A 25,675-nucleotide genomic window follows, 5' to 3' on the forward strand; every position below is an offset into this window, starting at 1 on the left:
GTGTATTTCTGGTGTTTCTAAGTTAAGTCCGGCGGTGTCCTACTCTCCCACAGGGTCCCCCCTGCAGTACCATCGGCGCTGAGAGTCTTAGCTTCCGGGTTCGGAATGTGACCGGGCGTTTCCCTCTCGCTATAGCCGCCGAAACATCTTTCGATGGATCGATTCTATATTTTTCAGTTATAGATCCCGGCTGTTATGCCGGGGTTGTTCTCGACCGTACGTCGAGAACCACATAGTGGACGCTTGCAGCTTATTCAAACTGGTGTGTTATCAAATTATTGGCTTATTAGTACCGGTCAGCTCCAAGGGTCTTTAGTCCCCTCTTCCACATCCGGCCTATCAACGCAGTAGTCTAGCTGCGAGCCTCTCCCCCGAAGGGATGGAAATTTCATCTCGAAGCCGGCTTCCCGCTTAGATGCTTTCAGCGGTTATCCGTTCCGAACGTAGCTAATCAGCGGTGCTCCTGGCGGAACAACTGACACACCAGAGGTTCGTCCATCCCGGTCCTCTCGTACTAGGGATAGATCTTCTCAAATTTCCTGCGCGCGCAGCGGATAGGGACCGAACTGTCTCACGACGTTCTAAACCCAGCTCGCGTACCGCTTTAATGGGCGAACAGCCCAACCCTTGGGACCTACTCCAGCCCCAGGATGCGACGAGCCGACATCGAGGTGCCAAACCATGCCGTCGATATGGACTCTTGGGCAAGATCAGCCTGTTATCCCCGAGGTACCTTTTATCCGTTGAGCGACAGCGCTTCCACAAGCCACTGCCGGATCACTAGTCCCGACTTTCGTCCCTGCTCGACTTGTCAGTCTCACAGTCAAGCTCCCTTGTGCACTTACACTCGACACCTGATTGCCAACCAGGTTGAGGGAACCTTTGGGCGCCTCCGTTACTTTTTAGGAGGCAACCGCCCCAGTTAAACTACCCACCAGGCACTGTCCCTGAACCGGATCACGGTTCGAAGTTAGATATCCAATATGACCAGAGTGGTATTTCAACGTTGACTCCACCTGAACTAGCGTCCAAGCTTCACAGTCTCCCACCTATCCTACACAAGCCACACCGAACACCAATACCAAGCTGTAGTAAAGGTCACGGGGTCTTTCCGTCCTGCTGCGCGTAACGAGCATCTTTACTCGTAATGCAATTTCGCCGAGTTCGCGGTTGAGACAGCTGGGAAGTCGTTACGCCATTCGTGCAGGTCGGAACTTACCCGACAAGGAATTTCGCTACCTTAGGATGGTTATAGTTACCACCGCCGTTTACTGGGGCTTAAATTCTCAGCTTCGCCTTGCGGCTAACCGTTCCTCTTAACCTTCCAGCACCGGGCAGGCGTCAGTCCGTATACATCGTCTTGCGACTTGGCACGGACCTGTGTTTTTAGTAAACAGTCGCTTCCCACTGGTCTCTGCGGCCTTCGAACGCTCCAGGAGTAAATCCCTTCACGCCTCCGGCCCCCCTTCTCCCGAAGTTACGGGGGCATTTTGCCGAGTTCCTTAACCACGATTCTCTCGATCTCCTTAGTATTCTCTACCTGATCACCTGAGTCGGTTTGGGGTACGGGTGACTAAAACCTCGCGTCGATGCTTTTCTTGGCAGCATAGGATCACTGATTTCGCCCTTACGGGCTACCCATCGGGTCTCAGCCTTATATGAGAGACGGATTTGCCTATCTCTCGGCCTACATCCTTAGACCGGGACAACCATCGCCCGGCTCAGCTACCTTCCTGCGTCACACCTGTTAATACGCTAACCGCACCAGCATAGGGTCGCACGCTAGGCCTCACGCTTCACCCCGAAGGGATCCATCTAGAGGATTCAGATGCTTAGCATTACTGGATTAGCTTGGACGGTTTTTCGCCAGTACGGGAATATAAACCCGTTGTCCATCGACTACGCCTGTCGGCCTCGCCTTAGGTCCCGACTTACCCAGGGCGGATTAGCCTGGCCCTGGAAACCTTGATCTTTCGGAGGACGGGTTTCTCACCCGTCTTTCGCTACTCATGCCTGCATTCTCACTCGTGTAGCCTCCACGGCTGGTTTACACCGCCGCTTCGCTGGCCACACGACGCTCTCCTACCCATCAACACGGCTGAACCAACACAACAAGTGTGCGGCTTACCAAAAATATCAATGCCACAACTTCGGTGGCGTGCTTGAGCCCCGTTACATTGTCGGCGCGGAATCACTTGACCAGTGAGCTATTACGCACTCTTTCAAGGGTGGCTGCTTCTAAGCCAACCTCCTGGTTGTCTGTGCAACTCCACATCCTTTCCCACTTAGCACGCGCTTTGGGACCTTAGTTGGTGGTCTGGGTTGTTTCCCTCTCGACGATGAAGCTTATCCCCCACCGTCTCACTGCTGCGCTCTCACTTACCGGCATTCGGAGTTTGGCTGACGTCAGTAAGCTTTTAGGCCCCATCGGCCATCCAGTAGCTCTACCTCCGGCAAGAAACACGCAACGCTGCACCTAAATGCATTTCGGAGAGAACCAGCTATCACGAAGTTTGATTGGCCTTTCACCCCTATCCACAGCTCATCCCCTCCATTTTCAACTGAAGTGGGTTCGGTCCTCCACGACGTCTTACCGTCGCTTCAACCTGGCCATGGATAGATCACTTCGCTTCGGGTCTAGGACATGCGACTGAATCGCCCTATTCAGACTCGCTTTCGCTACGCATTCCCCTCTCGGGTTAAGCTCGCCACATATCACTAACTCGCAGGCTCATTCTTCAAAAGGCACGCTGTCACCAGAATCAGACTGGCTCCAACGGTTTGTAAGCAAACGGTTTCAGGTACTATTTCACTCCCCTCCCGGGGTACTTTTCACCTTTCCCTCACGGTACTTGTTCACTATCGGTCATGTAGGAGTATTTAGGCTTATCAGGTGGTCCTGACAGATTCACACGGGATTTCTCGGGCCCCGTGCTACTTGGGATACTCTTCGGGCGATTACTGCATTTCGACTACGGGGTTCGCACCCTCTATGACCAGGCTTTCAATCCTGTTCGTCTATACAACGCTCTAACCCTCACTGTTCGGCAGAATCAGCAGAAAAGTCCCGCAACCCCGACCATGCAACGCCTGCCGGCTATCACACATGATCGGTTTAGCCTCATCCGGGTTCGCTCGCCACTACTAACGGAATCACTATTGTTTTCTCTTCCTGTGGGTACTGAGATGTTTCACTTCCCCACGTTCCCTCTACCCGCCCTATATATTCAGGCGGGAGTCACCAGGTCACCTCACGGGCCTGGCGGGGTTTCCCCATTCGGACATCCTCGGATCACAGTTCGTTTATCAACTCCCCGAGGCTTATCGCAGATTACTACGTCCTTCTTCGGCTCTACATGCCAAGGCATTCACCGTTTGCTCTTAGAAATTTGAAATCACATGACTTTGAATCGATTAAGAATCGTAAAACTTTCGTCTCACGATCGAAATTGACCAATGATCTATAAATAGATCTTTGTAATTTGCAGTCCGAAGACTGTCAAATTTAAGATGCTCGCGTCCACTGTGTAGTTCTCAAAGTACGGGCGGTACCCTCACCTGCTCACGATTGATGTGAACAGGAAAAGGTCCAGAGGAACAGTCCAACCAGGCAAAACCCAGTCGTTCCGGTCCCTCAGGACCCAACAGCGTGCATATACGTCTCCTTACGCAACCCGACCTGTCCAACGAGGCACCGCAAGCGGTACCAGGCGTACTGGATCAAGAAGCGAACTCCTCGTATCAATGTCAATGTTCCACCCATGAGCGCCATCGAAAAACATTCGTCTTCGTATGGCTTGGCAGTGTTACTCCGCTGTATACAGACGGCACTGCTGTGCTCCTTAGAAAGGAGGTGATCCAGCCGCACCTTCCGGTACGGCTACCTTGTTACGACTTAGTCCTAATCACCGATCCCACCTTCGACAGCTCCTTCCCGTGAGGGTTAGGCCACCGGCTTCGGGTGTTACCGACTTTCATGACTTGACGGGCGGTGTGTACAAGGCCCGGGAACGTATTCACCGCAGCGTTGCTGATCTGCGATTACTAGCGACTCCGACTTCATGAGGTCGAGTTGCAGACCTCAATCCGAACTGAGACCGGCTTTTTGGGATTCGCTCCACCTTGCGGTATTGCAGCCCTTTGTACCGGCCATTGTAGCATGCGTGAAGCCCAAGACATAAGGGGCATGATGATTTGACGTCATCCCCACCTTCCTCCGAGTTGACCCCGGCAGTATCCCATGAGTTCCCACCATTACGTGCTGGCAACATAGGACGAGGGTTGCGCTCGTTGCGGGACTTAACCCAACATCTCACGACACGAGCTGACGACAACCATGCACCACCTGTATAGAGACCTTGCGGGGCGACTGTTTCCAGCCGTTTCCTCTATATGTCAAGCCTTGGTAAGGTTCTTCGCGTTGCATCGAATTAATCCGCATGCTCCGCCGCTTGTGCGGGCCCCCGTCAATTCCTTTGAGTTTTAGCCTTGCGGCCGTACTCCCCAGGCGGGGAACTTAATGCGTTAGCTGCGACACGGAGACCGTGGAATGGTCCCCACATCTAGTTCCCAACGTTTACGGCATGGACTACCAGGGTATCTAATCCTGTTCGCTCCCCATGCTTTCGCTCCTCAGCGTCAGTTACGGCCCAGAGATCTGCCTTCGCCATTGGTGTTCCTCCTGATATCTGCGCATTCCACCGCTACACCAGGAATTCCAATCTCCCCTACCGCACTCTAGTCTGCCCGTACCCACTGCAGGCCCGAGGTTGAGCCTCGGGTTTTCACAGCAGACGCGACAAACCGCCTACGAGCTCTTTACGCCCAATAATTCCGGACAACGCTTGCACCCTACGTATTACCGCGGCTGCTGGCACGTAGTTAGCCGGTGCTTTTTCTGCAGGTACCGTCACTTTCGCTTCTTCCCTACTAAAAGAGGTTTACAACCCGAAGGCCGTCGTCCCTCACGCGGCGTTGCTGCATCAGGCTTTCGCCCATTGTGCAATATTCCCCACTGCTGCCTCCCGTAGGAGTCTGGGCCGTGTCTCAGTCCCAGTGTGGCCGGTCACCCTCTCAGGCCGGCTACCCGTCGTCGCCTTGGTGAGCCATTACCTCACCAACTAGCTGATAGGCCGCGAGCTCATCCCTGACCAAAATTCTTTCCACCCCCAGAGATGCCTCCAAGGGTCGTATCCGGTATTAGACGTCGTTTCCAACGCTTATCCCAGAGTCAAGGGCAGATTGCTCACGTGTTACTCACCCGTTCGCCACTAATCCGAAGAGCAAGCTCTCCATCATCGTTCGACTTGCATGTGTTAAGCACGCCGCCAGCGTTCGTCCTGAGCCAGGATCAAACTCTCCGTAAATGTTTGATTGCACAAGACCCGAAAGCCCCGGCACATCTAGTGTGACTGACCGCCGGAATAGGCGGACCAGACACAAGTTTGAAACTGACAGAACAAATCATTACTGACTTGCTTTGTTGTTATAAATGTTTTCCAAAGGAATCTCTTGATTCTTCACCGCTAGAAACGGATCCAAACCACGAGGTTTTTGGCATTTGACATTGTGCACGCTGTTGAGTTCTCAAGGATCGGACGCACCCGGCTTCAGGCCACACCGTAACCGGCTCAGTGGCTGTCGCTCCGAGGCAACTTGTTTAACTTACCGATCCGATCAGTCCCTGTCAAATCCGGTGAATCCCGCCCTCCGAGCACGCCAAAGCGAACTCGAAACACCGAACACCGACCCGACAAACGACCGAAAGGAAGGAGAGTTACCAGCCTAGACCTCCCACACCGGTTACCCCCGCAAAGGGGACAAACAAGGCGAAGAAGATAAAAACCGTGGTCCCACGTGAGGCCGGAAAGCACTGCGGCTTTTCCGCACCTTTGGGGTACGTGAAGACAGTACGTGCCCCCACCACCCCCGTCAAAACCCATGCACTCCCGGGCGTGTCACGCTACTCGACGAAGACGCCGGCCAGGGTCTTCTTGCCGCGGCGGAGCACGGCGACACCACCGGGGAGCACGGCCCCCTCGATGGTCTGGTCCTCGCTGAGGACCTTGACGTTGTTCAGGTACACCCCGCCCTGCTTGATCGCGCGCCGGGCCTCGCTCAGGCTCGTCGTGAGTCCGGTGTCCACGAGCAATTGCATGACGGGCGCGTGTGGTGCCGTTGTCGTGTTGGGGAGTTCACGCAGGGCGGCCTCGAGGGTCTCCTCGTCGAGGTCGGCGAGCTCACCCTGGCCGAAGAGGGCCTGCGCGGCGTGGATGGCAGCATCCGTCGCCGCCCGCCCGTGCACGAGGCTCGTCACCGAGACGGCGAGGGTGCGCTGGGCGAGCCGTTTGAAGGGTTCCGTGGCAACCGATTCCTCGAGGCCCTCGATCTCGGCCCGCGTCAGGAACGTGAAGATCTTGAGGCGCAGGATCACATCGGCGTCGTCGGTGTTGAGCCAGAACTGGTAGAAGGCGTACGGGCTCGTCAGGGTGGGGTCGAGCCAGACGGCGTTGCCCTCACTCTTGCCGAACTTGGTGCCGTCGCTGTTCGTGATCAGTGGTGTGCCGATGGCATGCACGCTCGCACCCTCTGCCTTGCGGATCAGGTCCGTCCCGCTCGTGAGATTGCCCCACTGGTCACTGCCCCCGGTCTGCAGCACGCAGCCGTGCGCACGGAAGAGCTCGAGGAAGTCCAGGCCCTGCAGCACCTGGTAGCTGAACTCGGTGTAGCTGATGCCGGCGTCGGAGTTCAGCCGCGCGCTCACCGCATCCTTCTTGAGCATCGTGCCGACCCGGAAGTACTTGCCGATGTCGCGCAGGAAGTCGATCGCGCTGAGCGGACCGGTCCAGTCGAGGTTGTTCACGAGGGTGACGGGATTGTCGCCCTCCGCACTCAGGAAGCGCGAGACCTGCGCCTGCAGGTAACCGACCCAGGTGCCGACGGTGTCCTTGGTGTTCAGCACCCGCTCCGCGGTGGGCCGCGGGTCGCCGATCAGACCGGTGGAACCGCCGACGAGGCCGAGCGGCCGGTGACCGGCGAGCTGCAGGCGGCGCATCAGCAGGAGCTGGACGAGATTTCCGAGGTGCAGGCTCGGCGCGGTCGGGTCGAACCCGCAATAGAAGGTGATCGGCTCCCCCGCGAGCAGCGCGCGCAGCTCGGCCTCGTCGGTCGACACCTGCACGAGGCCACGCCAGGAGATCTCCTCCCAGACATTCTCGAAGGTGACGTCGTTGGACTGCTGCTTGAGGATCACGGGATCTGACACGCAGCCCAGATTACCAGCGCGGCCGCGCCGGGCCGGGAGGACAGGCCTGAGCCTTCATCGTGAATAATTAAGTCTGAAGAATGAATATTGATATATATAGCGTGTACGCTTACTTTAGGCGGGCCAACTCGCTCGCTGCACAGCAATCGCACCGGAGGGCGCGCTCATGTTCGTGATCACCGCAGACCAGATCGACAGTCGCCACGACCGGGACCGGGCCGGCGAGATGATCGCCCGCCTCGCCGCCGACTTCGGCCCCGCCTTCCTCCTGCCGCCCGACCAGACCTCCGGCGACGAGATCCAGGCGCTGCTCACCGACGCCGCGACCGCGCTCGACGTCGTGTTCGCGCTGCACCGGTCGGGGCACTGGAGCATCGGGCTGGGCATCGGCCCGGTCCGGGTGCCGCTCCCCCACGCCACCCGGCAGGCCTCCGGCGCGGCATTCATCGCCGCGCGGGCCGCCGTGACCCGCGCCAAGAAGGCCGATGCCCGCTTCGCCCTCGACGCCGACGGGTCCGGGGCCACGGTGGCCGGGGCATCCGCCGCCCGCCCCCACCCCGGCTCGCCCGCGGGTGCACCGATTCTGGCCGGCGCCGAGGTCGAGGCGCTCATCGCGACCGTGCTCCTGCTCCGCCAGCGCCGGTCGCCGGAGGGCTGGGCGGCGGTCGACCTGCTGCGCGACGGGCTCAGCCAGGTCGAGATCGCCGCCCGGCTCGGGATCACGCCCGCCGCCGTGAGCCAGCGGATCAAGTCCTCGCTCTGGAGGGTCGAGGAGGCTGCACACCCCGCACTCGTTAGGCTCGTGGAAGACCTCGAGCAGACTTCGACAGAAACGGACACCGCCGGATGACGATCCAGTCCTTCCAGATCCTCGCCACGCTGTACTGGATGCTGCTGTTGCTCGTGACGATCGGATCGCTCGTCTGCGCCGTGCTCGCGTTCCGGTGGCGGAAGCAGACCTTCGCGATCATCTCGGCGGGCGGCCTCGCCGGCGCCCTGCTGATCGCGGCGGCCCCCGCTCCGGGCGGCAGCGACACCTTCGGCGTCATCCTCGGACTGATCGCACTCGCCCTCGCCGTCGTCGGCGGCGGTCCGATGGCCCTGCTCGCACTCGACTTCGCCACCCACGATTCCGCGCGGCCCGGCCAGCACGGCGGTATCCTCGTCGACGACGGCGCGACGCCCGCAGCACCCGGCGCGGCCGGTGCCGTGCACGAGGTGCTCCGCGGCGGCCTCATGATCGGCATCCTCGAACGGCTCGCGGTCGCGGGGGCGATCCTCGCCGGGTTCCCCGAGGCGATCGCCGTCGTCGTCGCCATCAAGGGCGTCGGCCGGTTCACCGAACTCACCGAGGCCGAAACCCGTGAGCGCTTCATCATCGGCACCTTCGCGAGCCTGATCTGGGCCTGCGCGTGCGCCGCCCTCGTGAAGATCGCGACCAGCTGAGCGACTGCGTGCGCTGAGTTACGAACACAACACCCTCTGCGCGGTCGGGAGGGTGTTTTGTCCGTGACTCAAACCCCCGACTCGTTTCGAAGCTGCGGATGCCGCCGGTAGGGCGACACGGTCGGCTCGCCCGGGAGCCAGAATCGCCACGGGAACGCCGCTCCCCCGCCGGGACCGCTGACGCCGGTGCGCGGACCGGACTGCACCGCCGACGCGGGGACGGCGGGCAGGGTCAGCTCGAACGGCAGGGCACCGAGATCGGCGCCGTCGTCACCGAGCCCGATGCCGAGGGCGATCGTGAGCCGCGCCGGTCCCCTGGCCAGATCGCCGTCGGTCTTCGAGGTCGTGCGGCGCGCCCGGGCTTCGGCCAGTCCGTCGACGATCTCGCCGCCGCGGAGCAGGAGCGCTGACGCGGCGCCCTCCGGGGAACAGACGACGTTCGCGCAGACGTGCATCCCATAGCTGAAATACGCGTAGAGGTGCCCGGGCGGGCCGTACATGGTCGCATTACGCCGGGTGCGACCCCGGAAGGCATGCGAGCCAGGGTCGGTTCCGTCGCCGAGGTAGGCCTCGACCTCGGTGATGCGCAGCGCGACCCCGCCGTGGCGGAGAACCGCACCGAGCACGAGCGGGGCGAGTTCGATCGCCGGCCGTGCGAGCAGCTCCCGGTCAAGGCTCACCGGCGGCGCCCGTCACGTCGCAGTTCCCGCGCGGCGTTCACCCGTGGCGCCCGCTAGAGCGCGAGTGCCGACGCGAGCGAGCGCACCCGGGCGACGAGCACGGCACGCTGCTCGGCCACGCGAACCGGGGCGGTGCCGCCCTGGCCGTCGCGACCCTCGACGGACCCGTGGATGCTCAGCACGCTGCGCACCTCGGGGGTCAGGTGCGCGGAGATCGTGAGGAGCGCGTCATCGTCGACCTCGTGGAGTTCGAGTTCGTTCTGCTCCGCGTACTTCACGAGGAGCCCGGTGATCTCGTGCGCGTCCCGGAACGACACACGCTGCTTGACGAGCCATTCGGCGACATCGGTGGCCAGGGAGTAGCCCGCGGGGGCGAGTTCCGCCATCCGCTCGGTGTGGAAGGTCAGCGTCGCGATCATGCCGGCGAAGGCGGGCAGGAGCACCTCGAGGGTGTCGATCGAGTCGAAGACGGGTTCCTTGTCCTCCTGCAGGTCGCGGTTGTACGCGAGCGGGAGACCCTTGAGGGTCGTGAGCAGGCCGGTGAGGTTGCCGATCATGCGACCGGACTTGCCACGGGCGAGTTCGGCGATGTCGGGGTTCTTCTTCTGCGGCATGATCGAGGACCCGGTCGAGTACGCGTCGTCGAGGGTGACGAAACCGAATTCGCGGGTGTTCCAGAGGATGATCTCCTCGGCGAGCCGGGAGATGTCTATGCCGATCTGGGCGGTGATGTACGCGAACTCGGCGACGAGGTCGCGGCTCGCGGTTCCGTCGATCGAGTTCTCGACGACGTGGCCGAAGCCGAGGTCGGTCGCGACGAGACGGGCGTCGAGGCCGAGGGTGTTCCCGGCGAGGGCGCCGGAACCGTACGGCGAGTAGTCCGCGCGCTTGCCCCAGTCGGTGAAGCGTTCGAGGTCGCGCACGAGCGGCCAGCAGTGCGCGAAGAGGTGGTGGGCGAGGAGCACCGGCTGCGCATGCTGCAGGTGGGTGCGCCCGGGCATGATCGCGGTCTCGTTGGCCTCCGCCTGGGCGGCGAGGGCGTCGATCACCGTGATCAGGTGCGCGGAGATGCTCGCGGCCTTGTCGCGGAGCAGCATCCGGATCAGGGTGGCGACCTGATCGTTCCGGCTGCGCCCGGCGCGGAGCTTGCCGCCGAGCGGGGCGCCGACGATGTCGATCAGGCCGCGTTCGAGGGCGGAGTGCACGTCCTCGTCGCTCTCGGCAGGCTGGAAGCTTCCATCGTTGATGGCGGCGTCGAGCCGGTCGAGCCCGGCGATCATGGCGGCGAGTTCTTCGGCGCTCAGGTAACCAGCGGCGGCCAGGGCACGGGCGTGAGCCCGGGAACCCCGGATGTCGTATGGCGCGAGTGGCCAGTCGAACTGGGTCGACTTGCTCAACCGTGCGAGCTCGGGGCTCGGTCCCCCGGCGAAGCGGCCACCCCAGAGGGCGCCCGCCTCACCGGCACGGTTGACCGGAGAATCGCCTGTCATGCTCCGGACCCTACTTGCCGGCCAGGTCGCGGCGTGCGGAGATCTTGCTCGGCAGCGACCACAGTTCGATGAACCCCTTGGCCATGCTCTGGTCGAAGGTGTCTCCGGTGTCGTAGGTGGCCAGGTTGAAGTCGTAGAGGCTCTGCGGGCTCGTGCGGCCGGTGACGACCGCGGTGCCGGCGTGCAGCTTGAGGCGGATGTCGCCGGTCACGTACTTCTGCGTCTCGTCGATGAACACGTCGAGGGCACGCTTGAGGCCGGAGAACCAAAGCCCGTCGTAGACGAGTTCTGCCCACTTGGCTTCGACGCCGCGCTTATAGCGGGCGAGGTCGCGTTCGATGGTCAGGTTCTCGAGCTCTTCGTGCGCGGCGATGAGGGCGATGCCGGCGGGGGCCTCGTAGACCTCGCGGCTCTTGATGCCGACGAGGCGGTCTTCGACCATGTCGATCCGGCCGACTCCCTGGTCGCCGGCGAGCTTGTTCATGATCTCGATGGCCTGCAGAGGCGTGACGGGCTTGCCGTCGATCGCGACGGGGACGCCCTGGTCGAAGCGGATGACGACCTCGGTCGCGTCCCGCGTGACCGTGGGGTCCTGGGTGTACGTGTAGAGGTCCTCGATCGGCGCGTTCCACGGGTCTTCGAGGAAGCCGGTCTCGACCGCGCGGCCGTAGACGTTCTGGTCGATCGAGTACGGGCTCTTCGCGGACTGCTTGATCGGCAGGTTGTGCTCCGCGGCGTAGATGATGGCCTTGTCGCGGGTCAGCGCGAAGTCCCGGACCGGGGCGAGGGAGATCAGGTCGGGAGCGAGCGCGGCGACGGCGGCCTCGAACCGGACCTGGTCGTTGCCCTTGCCGGTGCAGCCGTGGGCGACGCTGTCGGCGCCGAGCGCCTTGGCGGTGGAGGCGAGGTACTTGGCGATCAACGGGCGGCTGAGCGCGGAGACGAGCGGGTAGCGCTTCTGGTACAGCGCGTTGGCCTTGAGGGCCGGGACGATGTAGTCGTTGGCGAATTCGTCCTTCGCGTCGACGACGATGGCCTCGACGGCGCCGCAGTCGAGCGCACGCTGGCGGATGGCCTCCATGTCTTCGCCGTCCTGTCCGACGTCGATGGCGAGTGCTACGACCTCCTTGCCGGTCGCATCCTTCAGCCAGCCGATGCCGACCGAGGTATCCAGTCCACCGGAGTATGCGAGCACAACACGTTCAGCCATGGTTCTCCCTCTAAATATCTACTAAGTCTCAGTTTACGGGTTGGTGTTGTGGCCGAGCAGCCAGACCAGCAGCGCCTTCTGCGCGTGCAGGCGGTTCTCGGCCTCATCCCAGATGATGCTCTGCGGCCCGTCGATGACGTCCGCGGTGACCTCGTAACCGCGGTCGGCGGGGAGGCAGTGCATGAAGAGCGCGTCGGGCTTGGCGCGGGCGAGCAGCGCGCTGTCGACGCGGTACGCGCCGAGAGAGGCGACGCGTGCGGCCTTCTCCTCCTCGAAACCCATCGACACCCAGGTGTCCGTGACGACGACGTCGACGCCGGTGACCGCTTCCGCGGGGTCGGTGTAGAGCGTGATCGAGCCGCCGGTCGTCGCGGCGATGGCCTCGGCATCCGCCAACACCTGCGGCTGCGGGGTGTAGCCGGCCGGGGAGGCGACACGGATGTGCATGCCTGCCGTCGCGCCGGCGAGGAGGTAGGAGTGCGCCATGTTGCAGGCGCCGTCGCCGAGGAAGGTCAGGGTGAGGCCGGCGAGCTCGCCGCGGTGTTCGCGGATGGTGAGCAGGTCGGCGAGGAGCTGGCAGGGGTGGAAGTCGTCGGAGAGCGCGTTGACGACGGGCACGGTGGTGCCGAGGGCCATCTCCTCGAGGCCGGCCTGGCCGTAGGTGCGCCAGACGATCGCGGCGACCTGGCGTTCGAGCACGCGGGCGGTGTCGCCCGCGGTCTCCTTACCCCCGAGCTGGCTGTTGGCGGTGCTGATGATCAGCGGGCTTCCGCCGAGGTCGGCGATGCCGACGGCGAAGGACACCCGGGTGCGGGTCGACGACTTGTCGAAGATCACGGCCACGGTCTGGGGGCCCGCGAGGGGTTTCGCCTGGAATCGGTCGCGCTTGAGCTCAACGGCCAGGTCGAGGATCTCGGCTTGTTCGGCCGGGGAGATGTCGTCGTCGCGCAGGAAATGGCGGGTCACGGGGTCACTTTCGCTGGAATGGGGGGTTCTTCAGCCTAGAGGCTGGCCAGGGCGAGCCCGAATCGGCGCCCGAATTCAGCCAGCTCGGCCTCGCCGACGATGAGGGGCGGCGCGAGCCGGATGGTGGACTCGTTGGCGGCGTTGATGATGAGGCCGGCCTCGAGGGCTGCGTCGGCGAGCTTCAGGGCCACGGGCTCGACGAGTCCGATGCCGAGCAGCAGGCCGCGGCCACGCACCTCAAGGATGTGCGGGGACTCGAAACCAAGGATCAGGTCGCGGAGCTGCTCCCCGCGGCGGGCGGCGTTGGCGACGAGGCCGTCCCGCTCGATGATGCCGAGCACGGTGTTGGCGGTCGTGGTCGCGAGCGGGTTTCCGCCGAACGTTGAGCCGTGCTGGCCGCGCTGGAACAGCTCGGACGTCGCACCGAAGGTGACGAGGGCGCCGATCGGTACGCCGCCGCCGATGCCCTTGGCGATCGAGATCGCATCGGGCAGGATGCCGTCGTGCTGGTACGCGAACCAGTCTCCGGTGCGTCCGGCACCGGTCTGGACCTCGTCGAGGATGAGCAGCACCCCGTGCCGGGTGCAGAGCTCGCGGGCGCGGCGCAGGAAGCCGTCCGGCAGGTCGATGACGCCGGCCTCCCCCTGCACGGGCTCGAGGAACAGGGCAGCGACGGTGTCATCGATCGCGGCCTCAAGGGCCTCGAAGGTCGCGTGGATGTGCTCAACACCGCCGGGCACCGGCAGGAACGGCGCCCGCATTGCGGGCTTGCCTGACAGGGCGAGGGCGCCCATGGTGCGGCCGTGGAAGGACTCGTGTAACGAGAGGATGCGGGTGCGCGGCCGACCGGGCTCGCTCCCGATATTGAGGCGGGCGAGTTTGAAGGCCGCCTCGTTGGCCTCGGCGCCCGAGTTGCAGAAGTAGACGCGGCCGGCCGGGCCGGCCCCGGTGATGCGCTTGAGCCGTTCGGCGAGCTCGATCTGCGAGGGGGACGCGAAGTAGTTGGAGATGTGCGCGAGGGTGCCGACCTGGGCGGACACGGCGGCGACCATCTCGGGGTGGGCGTGCCCGAGGGAGTTGACGGCGATGCCCGCGAGGAAGTCGAGGTACTCGATGCCGTTCTCGTCCCAGACGTAGCAGCCGGCGCCGCGGACGAGCATCGCGCGCGGCGGCGCGAAGGTGAGCATCATCGCCGCGGTGTATCGGTCCCGCCAGCCCTCGCTGCGTTCCGCGAGCGTGGCCGCGTCGGTCGTGCCTGCGTAGGTTGCCGGTGAGTCGGTGATCGTTTCGCCTGTCATTCTCAAATCCGTCGTGTCGGTGGTCTGGTGCGGTACGGGCTTCAGTTCGCCCGGGGTACTACTTCTGTGCCGATTCCGCTCCCGGTGAAGACCTCGAGCAGGATCGAGTGCGGCACGCGCCCGTCGATGATGGCCGCCTTGGCGACGCCGCCCTCGACGGCGTCGAGGCAGGCGGTCATCTTGGGGATCATCCCGGATTCCAGGCCGGGCAGCAGGGCGCGGAGCTCGGGCACCTCGATGATCGAGACGAGGGAGTCCCGGTTCGGCCAGTCGCTGTAGAGCCCGGCGACATCGGTGAGGATCACGAGCTTCTCGGCCCCGAGCGCGATGGCGAGGGACGCGGCGGCGGCGTCGGCGTTGATGTTCAGGGACTGGCCTGGGACATCCGTGTCTGGCGCGATCGAGGAGATCACCGGGATGCGGCCCGCGTCGAGCTGGGCATGCACGGCCTCTGGGTCGACGCCGATCACGTCGCCGACGAGGCCGAGGTCGACCTCCTTGCCGTCGATCATGGTGCCGCGGCGGCGGCCCTGGAAGAGTCCGGCGTCCTCGCCGGAGAGGCCGGCAGCGAGGGGGCCGTGCTCGTTGATGTGGCTGACGAGCTCTCGGTTGATCTGGCCGGTGAGCACCATCCGCACGACGTCCATCGCCTCGGGGGTCGTCACGCGGTAGCCGCCGCGGAATTCGCTCTGGATGCCGAGGCGGTCGAGCATCGCCGAGATCTGCGGGCCGCCGCCGTGGACGACGACGGGGCGGAGGCCGGCATAACGCAGGTAGACCATGTCCTCGGCGAAGCTGCGCTGCAGCGCCTCGCTGACCATGGCGTTGCCGCCGAACTTGACGACGATGATCTTGTCGTGGAAGTGCTTGAGCCAGGGCAGCGACTCGATCAGGGTCTCGGCCTTGACCGCGGCCTCCGCCCGGGTGTTCGTCTCGGCCTCGGTCGTGTCGACCTCGGCGTCGCTCGCGTGCGTTCCGGTGCCGGTGTCCGCGAGCGGATGCCGGTGCGAGGCCTTGCCGTGCGTGTGACGCGTCAACTCGAGTACGCGCTGTTCTCTTCGACGTAGGCGTGCGTGAGGTCGTTGGTCCAGATCGTCGCTTCCGCGTCCCCGGCGTGCAGGGTGATCAGCACCGTGACGGACCGGGGGGCGAGGTCGACGAGTTCGCGGGGCTGGTCAGGCTCCCCCGCGGTGCATACCTGCACCCCGTTGATCGTGACGTCGATGTTGTACGGGTCGAAGGCGGCATCCGTCGTGCCGACGGCGGCGAGCACGCGGCCCCAATTCGGATCGTTGCCGAAGATGGCGGTCTTGAACAAGTTGCTGCGGGACACCGCGCGGGCGACGGTGACGGCGTCGGCTTCGGTCTCGGCGTTGCGCACGGTGATGGCGACGTCGTGGGCGCTGCCCTCCGCGTCGGCCTGGAGCTGCAGGGTGAGGTCCTGGCAGATCGCGGTGAGCGCGGCGGCGAATTCGGCTTCGTCCGGCGCGATGCCGCTCGCGCCCGAGCCGAGCAGGCTCACGGTGTCGTTGGTCGACATGCAGCCGTCGGAGTCGAGGCGGTCGAAAGTGATCCGGGTCGCGACCCGGAGCGCCCTGTCGAGCTGAGCGGAGTCGAGGACGGCGTCGGTCGTGATCACGACGAGCATTGTCGCGAGGCCGGGGGCGAGCATGCCTGCGCCCTTGGCCATCCCGCCGATCGACCAGCCGGCCGGCGCGGTCACTGCTGACTGCTTCGGGGTGGTGTCGGTCGTCATGATGGCCCGGGCGGCGGACAGGCCCGCTTCGGCGGACGTCGAGTCGTCCGTGCGCAGGGCGAGGGTGGCGTCCCAGATGCCCGCGGTGATCTTGTCCAGGTCGAGCTGTTCGCCGATCAGGCCGGTCGAGCAGACGAGCACCTCCCCGGCGGACACGCCGAGGCGGTCACCGACGGCCTCCGCGGTCGCATGGGTGGTCTGGAAGCCGATGCTGCCGGTGTAGCAGTTCGCACCGCCCGAGTTGAGCACGATCGCGCGGACGCTGCCGCCGCGCATGACCTGCTGGCTCCAGATCACCGGGTTCGCCTTGCAGCGATTGCTCGTGAACACGGTCGCGGCACTTGCGAGCGGGCCGAGGTTCTGCACGACGGCGAGGTCGAGTCCGCCGGACTTCTTGAGGCCGGCTGTGACGCCGGCTGCCGCGAATCCGGCGGGGGTTGTGACGCTCACGGGGCGACTCCATTCATGCTGAGGCCCAGGGTCTCGGGCAGCCCGAGGGCCAGGTTTGCGGATTGGATCGCGGCACCGGCGGTGCCTTTGGCGAGGTTGTCGACGGCGGTCACCGTGACGACGCGGCCGACGGCCTCGTCGACGGCGAGGCCGATCAGTGCGGTGTTGGCGCCGAGCACGTCGCTCGTGCGGGGGAAGTGCCCGGCCGGGAGCAGGTGCACAAACGGTTCGTCTGCGTATGCGCTCTCCCAGGCTGCGCGCACGGCGGCTGCGGAGGTGCCGGGCACGACGCGGGCCGTCGCCGTCGCGAGGATGCCGCGGGACATCGGCACGATCACGGGCGTAAAGGAGATGGTCGGATTCACGGCCCCCGCCCAGCGCAGGCTCTGCTGGATTTCGGGAATGTGCCTGTGGGTGCCGCCGACCGCGTACGGGTTGGCGGAGCCGAGCACCTCCGCGGCGAGGTTGGGAACCTTGAGGCTCTTGCCCGCACCCGAGGGCCCGACGGCGAGCACGGCGACGAGGTCGGCCGGTTCGATCACGCCGGCGTGGATGCCGGGGGCGAGGGCGAGGGCGACGGTGCTCGCGTTGCACCCGGGCGCGGCGATCCGGCGGGCTCCGACCAGGCGCGAGCGCTGCTTGCCGCCGCCGGGAATCGGCAGTTCGGGGACGCCGTACGCCCAGGAGCCGAAGTAGTCGCCGCCGTAGAACGCCGCCCAGTCGGCGGCATCCTCCAGCCGGTGGTCCGCGCCGCAGTCGATCACGAGCGTGTCTGGCGACAGTTCCGCGCTCAGGGCGCCGGATGCCCCGTGCGGCAGGGCGAGGAAGACGACGTCGTGCCCTGCGAGGTTGACGGCGTTCGTGTCCACGAGGGTGAGGTGCGCGAGGCCGCGGAGGTGCGGTTGCACGTCGATGAGTCGCTGGCCCGCGTTGCTGTGCGCGGTCACCGTGCGCACCTCGAATTCAGGGTGTCCGGCGAGCATTCGCAGCAATTCTCCGCCCGCGTAACCGCTCGCGCCTGCAATTGCTACCGAAAAAGCCATGTGACAAACCTATCGCGCTGCCCCGCGCCCCCGGGAATCCGGGCAACATCGGGCCGGTTCCCGCTGGCATCCGCACCCGGACACCCGAGCGCACGCCAGCTGCGCACGCAAGAAAGTTGCGCGCCACCGCCGCCGCTACGCACCATTCGCGCCCAATCGCGCGCCATTTCCGCCGTTTCGCGCCAGGCATGCCTGGCGCGAAACGGCGGAAATGGCGCGCACCCCGGAACTTTACTCGCGGAGGGTCGCGTCGAAGCGGGCGGCCGCGACGGCCACGCCGGCGAGCTTCGCGTCGCTCGCTTCCGCGGCGGTCAGGGTGCGGTCGGTGGCCCGGAATCGCAGCGCGAACGTCAGCGACTTGCGGCCGGGCTCGATGCCGGTGCCGCGGTAGTCGTCGACGAGCTCGATGTGGTCGAGCAGCGGACCGGCCCCTTCAGCCACGGCCGCGAGCACCTCGGCTGCGGGCACCGTGGCGCTGACGACGAGCGAGAGGTCCTGGGTTGCTGCGGGCATCGTCTTGATCGATGCGGCGTGCAGTTCGGCACCGGCCTGGGCGAAGACGTCGGAGAGGGTGATCTCGGCGACGGCGACGACGGCGGGCAGGTCGAAGCCGGTCGCGACGGCGGGCAGCAGTTCGCCTGCGAAGCCGACGCTCCGTTCCCCGGCGGGGGTGGCGACGAACAGCTCGGCAGTGCGGCCGGGGTGCATCGCCGGGTGCGCGCCCTGACGCACCAGAATCGGCACGCCGGTCGCGAGCGCGACCTGCTGCACGGCGGCGAGGGCGTCCTGCCAGCCTGCGGCAATCGGGGGGCGGCCCGGCTGGTGCCGCACGGTGTTCCCGGTGAGAGCGATGGCGACGCAGTACGGCTGCGGCGGGATGCCCACGTTGAGCTCGGCCTCGAGTGCCGTGCTGGGGCGCAGGGCGCCCGCCGGCACGACGAGGCTGCCGTAGCGGATGCCCGCCACCGGACGGAAGACAAGGCCCTGTTCGAAGACGGCCAGGTCGGTGATCCCGCGAGAACGGTTGCGGTGCGCGATCCGCAGCAGGCCAGGGAGGATCGAGGTGCGCAGGAACGGCGCCTCGCCGTCGAGCGGGTTGGCGACGCGGATCTGGGGGACCTCGGCGGCGGCGGCACCGGCCGCATCCGTCGTGGTCGCGAGCGGTGCAAAGAGGCGGTTGTCGGCCTCGGACACGAACGGGTAGGCGAGCACCTCGGTGTGGCCGGTGGCCGCGAGGGTCTGCGCGACCGTGCGGCGCAGGCGCTGCACGAGCGTCAGGCCGCGGCCGGGCGGGGCAACCGGGAGCACAGAGGGGATGCTGTCGTAGCCGACGATCCGGGCGACCTCCTCTGCGAGGGTCCACTTGTCGGTGAGGTCAGGCCGCCAGGTCGGCGGAGTCACCGAGAGTCCGGTCGGGGTTTCTACGAGCAGGCCGCCGATCTCGGCGAGGGCTGAGCGCTCCTCGTCGTCCGAGTAGGTGCGCCCGATCAGCCCTGCGATGAAGTCGCGCGGGAGCTCGATCGCGACGGGCGGCACCGAGGAGTCGAGCGCGGAGCCGAGGCCGTCCGCGGTTCCGCCGGCGAGGTCGACGAGCAGCTGCACGACGCGGGCCGCGGCGACGACGGCGACCTGCGGGTCCACTCCGCGTTCAAAGCGCCGGGAGGCCTCGCTCGGGAGCTTGTGGCGGCGGGCGCTGCGGGCGATCGACACCGGGTCGAAGTTTGCGGCCTCGATGAGCACATTCGTGGTGGATGTACCGATCTCGGTGCTTCGGCCGCCCATCACGCCGGCGAGGCCGATGGCACCGGACTCGTCGGTGATCAGGAGGTCTTCGGGATTCAGGGCGCGCACGACGCCGTCGAGGGTCGTGAGCTTCTCCCCCGGTTCCGCCCGGCGCACCAGGATGCCGCCGGCGAGGGCGTCGAGGTCGTAGCCGTGCAGCGGCTGGCCGAGTTCGAGCATGACGTAGTTGGTCACGTCGACGACGAGCGAGATGGAACGCATGCCGGCGAGTGCGAGCCGGGTGATCATCCAGGCGGGAGTGGGCCGGGACGGGTCGACGCCGCGCACGGCGCGGGTCACGAAGACGCTCGCGCCCACGCGACCGCGGATGGGGGCCGCGTCGGCGAGCGTGACGGGGAAATCAATCGTGGAAACCGCGGTCACCGTCGCGAGGGCGGGGTCGCGGAAGGCGGCCCCGGTCGCGTGCGAGTATTCGCGGGCGATGCCGCGGATCGAGAACGCGTAGCCGCGGTCGGGGGTCACATTGACTTCGACGGCGGTGTCGTCGAGGCCGAGGAGGGCGATCGCGTCGGTGCCGACCGGGGCGTCGTCGAGGCCGAGGTTCACCAGCCGCAGGATGCCGTCGTGCTCGTCGCCGAGGCCGAGCTCGCGGGCCGAGGCGATCATGCCGTCGGAGACGTGGCCGTAGGTCTTGCGGGGCGCGATCGGGAACGGGCCGGGGAGCACCGCGCCGGGCAGGGTCACGACGACCTTGTCGCCGACGACGAAGTTGTGGGCGCCGCAGACGATGCCGTGCACGGCGGGGCCGCCGTCGGCTGCGGTCTCGTCGCCGGGGGCGACGCGCACCTGGCACCAGTTGATGACCTTGCCGTTGGTCTGCGGCTCGCGGACGAAGGCGAGCACCTCGCCGACCACGATCGGGCCGGACAGCTCGAAGCGGTGGATCTCTTCTTCTTCGAGGCCGACGCTCACGAGGGCGGCGTGCACGGCTTCGGGGGTCGTGCCGGGTTCGAGGTCGACGAATTCGCCGAGCCAGCTCAGGGGAACGCGCATCAGACGGTCATCCCGTACTGCTGGCTGAACCGTGCATCGCCTTCGACCATGTCGTGCATATCCTTCACATCGTTGCGGAACATCAGTGCTCGTTCGACGCCGACGCCGAACGCGAAGCCCGAGTAGACCTCGGGGTCGATCCCCGCGGAGCGGAGCACGTTGGCATTGACCATGCCGCAGCCGCCCCACTCGATCCAGCGCGCGCCGCCCTTGAAGGTCGGGTGCCAGACGTCGAGCTCGGCGCTCGGTTCGGTGAACGGGAAGTAATTCGGTCGCAGCCGCACCTTCGCCTCCGGTCCGAAGAGGGCCTGCACGAAGTGGTCGAGGGTGCCGCGGAGGTGCGCCATCGTGAGTCCCTTGTCGACGGCGATGCCCTCGATCTGGTGGAACACGGGGGTATGCGTCGCGTCGAGCTCGTCGGTGCGGTACACCCGGCCGGGCGCGACGACGTAGACCGGCAGTTCGCGGGAGAGCAGGGCGCGCATCTGCACGGGCGAGGTATGGGTGCGGAGCACGAGGTGGGCCTCCGGCGGGTCGATGAAGAAGGTGTCCTGCATCGCGCGCGCCGGGTGGTCCTCGTCGAAGTTGAGTGCGTCGAAGTTGAACCACTCGCTCTCGAGCTCCGGTCCTTCCGCGACCTCCCAGCCCATCGCGACGAAGACGTCGGCGACGCGTTCCTGCAGCAGGGCGAGCGGATGCCGCGCCCCGGCGTGCCAGGTCGAGGCCGCGGCGGTGACATCCACCGTTTCGGCGGCGAGCTGTGCGGCGGCCTCTGCCGCGCCGATCTCCGCCTCGCGGGCGGAGAGGGCCTGGTTGACCCGGGCCCTGGCCTGGCCGACGAGCTTGCCGGCCGCTGCCTTCTGCTCCTTCGACACCGAACGCATCAGCGCGTTCAGGCGGGAGAGCGGGGACGCCTCACCGGCGTGTTCGCTACGGGCCGCCTTGAGGGCGGCCGAGTCGGCGGCGACGGAGATGGCGGCCAGGGCGGCGGTGACCGCCGCGGTCACGGCCGCTTCGGAGATTTCGGCCGGTGCGGGGTTTTCGGTGGATTCAGACACAGGTCCCAAGTTTAGTGCGTGGGTTACGAACCGCCCCGCCGGGCAATGCGCCGGGCCAGCCAGGACAGCGACAGGTTCATCGCGAGGTAGATGACGAGCACGACGAAGAAGAAGGAGAAGGAATATCGGTTGCCGAAGAAGTTGGTCAGGTCGCGCATGCTGCGCAGGAGTTCGGAGTACCCCACCACGAAGGCGAGCGAGGTGTCCTTGAGCAGCACGACGAGCTGGGCGATGATGATCGGCAGCATCTGCCGGAAAGCCTGCGGGAATTCGATCCGGAGTCGCGTCGCGATGGGGGTCAGGCCGATCGCGAGACCGGCCTCTCGCTGGCCGCGTGGGAGCGCCTTGATGCCGGCCCGGAGGGCCTCACCGATGATCGCGCCGTTGTAGACGGCGAGGGCGGCGACGCCGGCCCAGAACGATCCGGTCGAGAAGACGAGCAGGACGAACAGCATCATCAGCAGCACGGGCATGCCACGGAAGAATTCGAGGACGACCGTGGTCGGCACCCGGATCCAGGCCGTGTCTGAGGCGCGGCCGAAGGAGAACAGCACACCGAGGACGAGGGCGAGGACGGCCGCGACACCGGCCATCTCGAGGGTCGCGAGCGCGCCGCGCCCGAGCGAGCGCCAGACCTCGAGGTCGTTGAAGACATCCCAGCGGCTCAGATCCCACAGCCCGGGCTGCACGGCGCCGTTGGCGCTCGCCTTCGGGGCTCCCAGGGCGAGCACGAGGGCGACGACACCGAAGGCGATCACGGCGACGCCGACGTAGGAGATGATGCGGGACATCCGCCGGGCTTTGGGGCCTGGCGCATCGTAGAGGACCGAGGTCATCGGAGCACCGCCACTCTCTTCTCGACCCGGCCGGCGATAATGCCGAGGGTCACGGTGATCAGCAGGTAGAAGACGGCCACCGCGAGCAGGATCGCGAGCACCTGGTCGCCGCGGTCGTTGGTGACCTGGCGGGCGGCGCCGAAGAGTTCGAAGACGAAGAAGGCGCCGGCGACGGACGTGTTCTTCGCGAGGGCGATGAACACGTTGATCAGGGGCGGCACGACCATCCGCAGTGCCTGCGGCAGGATCACGAAGGCGAGCGACTGGCCGAAGCCGAGCCCGATGCTCCGGGCGGCCTCGGCCTGGCCGACGTGCACGCCGTTGATCCCGCTACGCACGGCTTCGGCGACGAAAGGCGAGGTGTACACGGTGAGGCCGATCGCGGCGAGCGTGAAGTAGCCGGGCGAGAACTGCAGGTATGGCAGCAGGAACGCGCAGAAGAAGAGAATCAGGGTCAGGGGTGTGTTGCGGATGATCTCGGTGTAGACCGTGGCGAAGCCGCGGAACGAGCCGATGGGCGAGATGCGCAGGCCGGCAACGATCAGTCCGAGAATGAGTGCGCCCACCCCGGAGATGACGAGCAGGCCGAGGGTGTTTCGAAAGCCTTCGAGGAAGACCGGCAGGTTATCGATGACTGCGTCCATGCCTCAACTCCTCTTCTGTGTCTGTGGGTGTCGGTGGGTGCATGCGAACGCGCGGCCGGGCGGATGCCGCAGTGGGCATCCGCCCGGCGTCGTACGGGTTCTAGTAGCGGTTGATGGTCGGCGGGGTGGGGGTGTCGAGGACCTTACCGGCAGTGGCCTCCCAGGCCGCTGCCCAGGTCCCGTCGGTGAAGGAGGCGTCCAGGGTGTCGTTGATGAAGCCGCGGAATTCGGTGTCGTCCTTCTTCAGCCCGATACCGTACGGCTCCTTAGTGAAGGGCTTGCCGACGACCTCGAATTCGCCGGAGTTCTGGTCGGCGAGACCGGCGAGGATGACGTTGTCGGTCGTGACCGCGACGACTTCACCGCTGCGCAGCGGGCCGAGGCAGTTGGAGTAGGTGTCCGTCGCGATCACGTTGCTCGTGTACGCAGCGATGTTCTTCTCCGAGGTCGAGCCGCTCACGGTGCAGACCGGCTTGCCGGTGAGGTCTTCGGGCCCGGTGATCTTGTTCGGGTTCCCGGCGAGCACGAGCAGGTCCTGTCCGGCTTCGTAGTACGGTCCGGCGAAGGAGACGACCTCCTCGCGCTTGTCGTTGATCGTGTAGGTCGCGATGACGATGTCGACCTGGCCGTTCGTGATGAACGGTTCCCGGTTGGCCGAGACGGTCTCGACCCAGCTGATCTTGTCCGCTGCGATGCCGAGTTTGGCCGCAATGAGCTTGCCGATCTCGACGTCGAATCCGACGGGGCCGTTCGGGCCCTTGAGCCCGAACAACGGCTGGTCGAACTTGGTGCCGATGGTGATCTTGCCTGCTTCGGCGAGCTTGGCCATGGTCGTGCCCGGCGCGAACGTCGGGGTGGCGGCGACGGGGGCAGCTGAGGGGGTTGCACCGGAGTCGGTGCAGGCGCTGAGCGTGAGAACGCTCGCGAGGGCAATGGCAGAAATCACTAGACCTTTATTGAGTCGCATGGTGTCCTCCTGGGTGCTGTGTGCGGGGATCGCCGGTCGTGTGACCGGCAAGTACTGCGGGAAGAGGATCCTCAGTGCGCGAGGATCTTCGAAAGGAAGTCTTTGGCGCGGGTGGTCTGCGGGTTGGTGAAGAAACGGTCCGGGGTCGATTCCTCGACGATCTCGCCCTCGGCCATGAAGATGACCCGGTTGGCGGCCCTGCGGGCGAAGCCCATCTCGTGGGTGACCACGATCATGGTCATTCCGTCGTTGGCGAGATCGATCATGACCTCGAGGACCTCGTTGATCATTTCTGGGTCGAGCGCGCTCGTCGGCTCGTCGAGGAGGATGACCTTGGGTTCCATGGCGAGGGCCCGGGCGATTGCCACACGCTGCTGCTGGCCGCCGGAGAGCTGGGCGGGCATCTTGTGGGCCTGGTCGGCGACGCCGACCCGCTCGAGGAGGGCCATCGCCCTGGTCTCGGCATCGGCCTTGGACAGCCCGCGCACCTTGATCGGCCCGAGGGTGACGTTCTGCAGTACGGTCATGTGCGCGAACAGGTTGAAGGCCTGGAAGACCATGCCGACGTCGGCCCGCAGCCGGGCCAGGCCCCTACCCTCTTCGGGAAGGGCCTGCCCGTCGATCGTGATGACGCCGGAGTCGATCGTCTCGAGGCGATTAATCGCCCGGCAGAGCGTGGACTTGCCCGACCCGCTCGGGCCGATGACGACGACGACCTCGCCACGGGTGACGACGGCGTTGATGTTCTTGAGGACGTGCAGCTCGCCGAAGTGCTTGTTGACATCGGTAACGACCACGAGGGGCTCGCCCCGACGCACCGTGATGTTCGACGTAGCCGGCGTGGGATCTGTAGGCTCCATCCAACAAACCTAGAACAGATTCTTAGTTATGCGAACCAAATTTTGCTCGGTTCGCGCGTTCGCCGACGCCGGCCGCCCGCTTCCGGCAGGTCAGCTGCGCTGCGCGAAGGCGCTTTCGTATAGGCAGACGGATGCCGCGGTCGCGAGGTTCATCGACTCGGCGTGGCCGTAGATCGGCACGGTGATCGAGCGGTCGACGAGGGCCAGGTCCTCGTCGGTCAGCCCGCGGGCCTCGTTGCCGAACAACCAGGCCGTCGGCGCGAGAAGGAGTCCCTCGTTGCGGGCGGCGAGCAGGTCGGTGCCCTTGATGTCGGCGGCGAAGATCTGGAGGCCGGCGAAGCGGGCGCGTTCGCGGACGTCGTCGAGGGTGACGCCGACGGCGACAGGCAGGTGGAAGATCGAGCCAGTGGACGAGCGCACGACCTTGGGGTTGTAGAGGTCGACGCTGCGACCGGTGAAGATCACGGCGTCGGCACCGGCGGCATCCGCTGCCCGGATGATCGTGCCGGCGTTGCCCGGGTCACGCACCTCTTCGAGGATGGCGATGAGCTTCGGCTCCTTGGCGAAGATCTCCTTGACCGAGGTCGGGAACTGGTGGCAGACCGCGACGAAGCCCTGCGGGGTGACGGTGTCCGCCATCGTCTCGAGGACCTGTTCGGTGACGAATTCGACGTCGACGCCGGCATCGACGGCAGTTTCGGCGATCTCGGGGTGGCGCTCGAGGGCCGTCGGGGTTGCGTACAGCTCGACGACGAGCTCTGGGCGGAAGTTCAGGGCCTCGGCGACGGCCTGCGGGCCCTCAAGGAGGAACAGCCCGGTCTCGGACCGCGCGGCCCGGTTCGACAGCTTCGCAACGGCCCGCACGCGCGGAGAACGGGGATTATCTAACATACTGCCAGCCTACTTGCCGG

General features: G+C 65.6%; 18 protein-coding genes and 3 rRNA genes. 2 read left to right on the top strand and 19 right to left on the bottom strand.

The window, feature by feature from the left end:
- Positions 1-26: 26 nt before the first annotated feature.
- The 4 genes from rrf to tyrS all read right to left on the bottom strand — a co-directional run bounded on the left by rrf (position 27) and on the right by tyrS (position 7,264).
- Positions 27-143, bottom strand: a 5S ribosomal RNA gene (gene rrf / locus RCH22_RS09670).
- A 123-nt stretch (positions 144-266) separates the two neighbouring features.
- Positions 267-3,395 (bottom strand): 23S ribosomal RNA (locus tag RCH22_RS09675).
- Between the two features lie 451 nt (positions 3,396-3,846).
- A 16S ribosomal RNA gene (locus RCH22_RS09680) occupies positions 3,847-5,366 on the bottom strand.
- Together the 16S, 23S and 5S rRNA genes form the textbook arrangement of a ribosomal RNA operon.
- A gap of 596 nt (positions 5,367-5,962) precedes the next feature.
- Positions 5,963-7,264: a tyrosine--tRNA ligase gene (tyrS, locus tag RCH22_RS09685; RefSeq protein ID WP_327013792.1), complete on the bottom strand. Its 1,302-nt coding sequence runs from the start codon at positions 7,262-7,264 to the stop codon at positions 5,963-5,965.
- Between the two features lie 166 nt (positions 7,265-7,430).
- Here tyrS and RCH22_RS09690 point away from each other — a divergent pair, with 166 nt between their 5' ends.
- Complete coding sequence (locus tag RCH22_RS09690) at positions 7,431-8,114, top strand: winged helix-turn-helix transcriptional regulator (protein ID WP_327013793.1); 684 nt, start codon at positions 7,431-7,433, stop codon at positions 8,112-8,114.
- On the top strand, positions 8,111-8,710 hold the full coding sequence (locus RCH22_RS09695; RefSeq protein ID WP_134559705.1) for a hypothetical protein: 600 nt from the start codon (positions 8,111-8,113) through the stop codon (positions 8,708-8,710). The genes RCH22_RS09690 and RCH22_RS09695 overlap by 4 nt, the downstream gene beginning before the upstream one ends.
- A gap of 68 nt (positions 8,711-8,778) precedes the next feature.
- Here RCH22_RS09695 and RCH22_RS09700 read toward each other — a convergent pair whose 3' ends face one another.
- The 15 genes from RCH22_RS09700 to RCH22_RS09770 all read right to left on the bottom strand — a co-directional run bounded on the left by RCH22_RS09700 (position 8,779) and on the right by RCH22_RS09770 (position 25,655).
- Positions 8,779-9,390, bottom strand: a complete 612-nt coding sequence (locus RCH22_RS09700) for a DNA-3-methyladenine glycosylase (protein WP_327013794.1) — start codon at positions 9,388-9,390, stop codon at positions 8,779-8,781.
- Between the two features lie 53 nt (positions 9,391-9,443).
- The gene (argH, locus tag RCH22_RS09705; RefSeq protein ID WP_327013795.1) at positions 9,444-10,880 is read right to left on the bottom strand and encodes an argininosuccinate lyase; all 1,437 of its coding nucleotides are present in this window, start codon (positions 10,878-10,880) and stop codon (positions 9,444-9,446) included.
- 10 nt (positions 10,881-10,890) lie between these two features.
- Entirely contained in the window at positions 10,891-12,090 is a 1,200-nt protein-coding gene (locus RCH22_RS09710; protein WP_327013796.1) for an argininosuccinate synthase, read from the bottom strand.
- Positions 12,091-12,123: 33 nt separating this feature from the next.
- Positions 12,124-13,056 (bottom strand): ornithine carbamoyltransferase, encoded by a 933-nt coding sequence (gene argF / locus RCH22_RS09715; RefSeq protein WP_327013797.1) that lies wholly within the window; start codon positions 13,054-13,056, stop codon positions 12,124-12,126.
- Between the two features lie 35 nt (positions 13,057-13,091).
- Positions 13,092-14,354 carry an acetylornithine transaminase gene (locus RCH22_RS09720; RefSeq protein WP_327013798.1) on the bottom strand — a complete coding sequence of 421 codons (1,263 nt, stop codon included), beginning with the start codon at positions 14,352-14,354 and terminating at the stop codon, positions 13,092-13,094.
- Positions 14,355-14,395: 41 nt separating this feature from the next.
- On the bottom strand, positions 14,396-15,247 hold the full coding sequence (gene argB, locus RCH22_RS09725) for an acetylglutamate kinase (RefSeq protein ID WP_327015494.1): 852 nt from the start codon (positions 15,245-15,247) through the stop codon (positions 14,396-14,398).
- Between the two features lie 140 nt (positions 15,248-15,387).
- Entirely contained in the window at positions 15,388-16,560 is a 1,173-nt protein-coding gene (argJ, locus tag RCH22_RS09730; protein WP_327013799.1) for a bifunctional glutamate N-acetyltransferase/amino-acid acetyltransferase ArgJ, read from the bottom strand.
- Positions 16,557-17,603, bottom strand: coding sequence for an N-acetyl-gamma-glutamyl-phosphate reductase (argC, locus tag RCH22_RS09735; protein WP_327013800.1), 1,047 nt, complete (start codon positions 17,601-17,603; stop codon positions 16,557-16,559). Before argC ends, argJ begins: the two co-directional genes overlap by 4 nt.
- A 231-nt stretch (positions 17,604-17,834) precedes the next feature.
- The gene (gene pheT / locus RCH22_RS09740; protein WP_327013801.1) at positions 17,835-20,399 is read right to left on the bottom strand and encodes a phenylalanine--tRNA ligase subunit beta; all 2,565 of its coding nucleotides are present in this window, start codon (positions 20,397-20,399) and stop codon (positions 17,835-17,837) included.
- Positions 20,399-21,457, bottom strand: a complete 1,059-nt coding sequence (pheS, locus tag RCH22_RS09745; protein WP_327013802.1) for a phenylalanine--tRNA ligase subunit alpha — start codon at positions 21,455-21,457, stop codon at positions 20,399-20,401. Before pheS ends, pheT begins: the two co-directional genes overlap by 1 nt.
- A gap of 23 nt (positions 21,458-21,480) precedes the next feature.
- The gene (locus RCH22_RS09750) at positions 21,481-22,293 is read right to left on the bottom strand and encodes an amino acid ABC transporter permease (protein WP_327013803.1); all 813 of its coding nucleotides are present in this window, start codon (positions 22,291-22,293) and stop codon (positions 21,481-21,483) included.
- On the bottom strand, positions 22,290-22,937 hold the full coding sequence (locus tag RCH22_RS09755) for an amino acid ABC transporter permease (protein WP_134446999.1): 648 nt from the start codon (positions 22,935-22,937) through the stop codon (positions 22,290-22,292). Before RCH22_RS09755 ends, RCH22_RS09750 begins: the two co-directional genes overlap by 4 nt.
- 100 nt (positions 22,938-23,037) lie before the next feature.
- The gene (locus RCH22_RS09760; RefSeq protein WP_327013804.1) at positions 23,038-23,904 is read right to left on the bottom strand and encodes a glutamate ABC transporter substrate-binding protein; all 867 of its coding nucleotides are present in this window, start codon (positions 23,902-23,904) and stop codon (positions 23,038-23,040) included.
- 71 nt (positions 23,905-23,975) lie between these two features.
- Positions 23,976-24,764, bottom strand: coding sequence for an amino acid ABC transporter ATP-binding protein (locus tag RCH22_RS09765; RefSeq protein WP_134446995.1), 789 nt, complete (start codon positions 24,762-24,764; stop codon positions 23,976-23,978).
- A gap of 90 nt (positions 24,765-24,854) precedes the next feature.
- Positions 24,855-25,655, bottom strand: coding sequence for an RNA methyltransferase (locus RCH22_RS09770; RefSeq protein ID WP_134446993.1), 801 nt, complete (start codon positions 25,653-25,655; stop codon positions 24,855-24,857).
- Positions 25,656-25,675 lie beyond the last annotated feature (20 nt).

The organism is Cryobacterium sp. GrIS_2_6, from assembly GCF_035984545.1.
Lineage (GTDB): Bacteria > Actinomycetota > Actinomycetes > Actinomycetales > Microbacteriaceae > Cryobacterium.

What these genes read in the sequence shown, in the direction of transcription:
- RCH22_RS09690 (WP_327013793.1), top strand. Translation starts at nt 7,431, where the DNA reads ATGTTCGTGATCACCGCAGACCAGATCGACAGTCGCCACGACCGGGAC.
- RCH22_RS09695 (WP_134559705.1), top strand. Translation starts at nt 8,111, where the DNA reads ATGACGATCCAGTCCTTCCAGATCCTCGCCACGCTGTACTGGATGCTG.
- argH (WP_327013795.1), bottom strand. Translation starts at nt 10,880, where the DNA reads ATGACAGGCGATTCTCCGGTCAACCGTGCCGGTGAGGCGGGCGCCCTC.
- RCH22_RS09710 (WP_327013796.1), bottom strand. Translation starts at nt 12,090, where the DNA reads ATGGCTGAACGTGTTGTGCTCGCATACTCCGGTGGACTGGATACCTCG.
- RCH22_RS09720 (WP_327013798.1), bottom strand. Translation starts at nt 14,354, where the DNA reads ATGACAGGCGAAACGATCACCGACTCACCGGCAACCTACGCAGGCACG.
- argC (WP_327013800.1), bottom strand. Translation starts at nt 17,603, where the DNA reads ATGGCTTTTTCGGTAGCAATTGCAGGCGCGAGCGGTTACGCGGGCGGA.
- pheT (WP_327013801.1), bottom strand. Translation starts at nt 20,399, where the DNA reads ATGCGCGTTCCCCTGAGCTGGCTCGGCGAATTCGTCGACCTCGAACCC.
- RCH22_RS09750 (WP_327013803.1), bottom strand. Translation starts at nt 22,293, where the DNA reads ATGACCTCGGTCCTCTACGATGCGCCAGGCCCCAAAGCCCGGCGGATG.
- RCH22_RS09755 (WP_134446999.1), bottom strand. Translation starts at nt 22,937, where the DNA reads ATGGACGCAGTCATCGATAACCTGCCGGTCTTCCTCGAAGGCTTTCGA.
- RCH22_RS09760 (WP_327013804.1), bottom strand. Translation starts at nt 23,904, where the DNA reads ATGCGACTCAATAAAGGTCTAGTGATTTCTGCCATTGCCCTCGCGAGC.
- RCH22_RS09765 (WP_134446995.1), bottom strand. Translation starts at nt 24,764, where the DNA reads ATGGAGCCTACAGATCCCACGCCGGCTACGTCGAACATCACGGTGCGT.
- RCH22_RS09770 (WP_134446993.1), bottom strand. Translation starts at nt 25,655, where the DNA reads ATGTTAGATAATCCCCGTTCTCCGCGCGTGCGGGCCGTTGCGAAGCTG.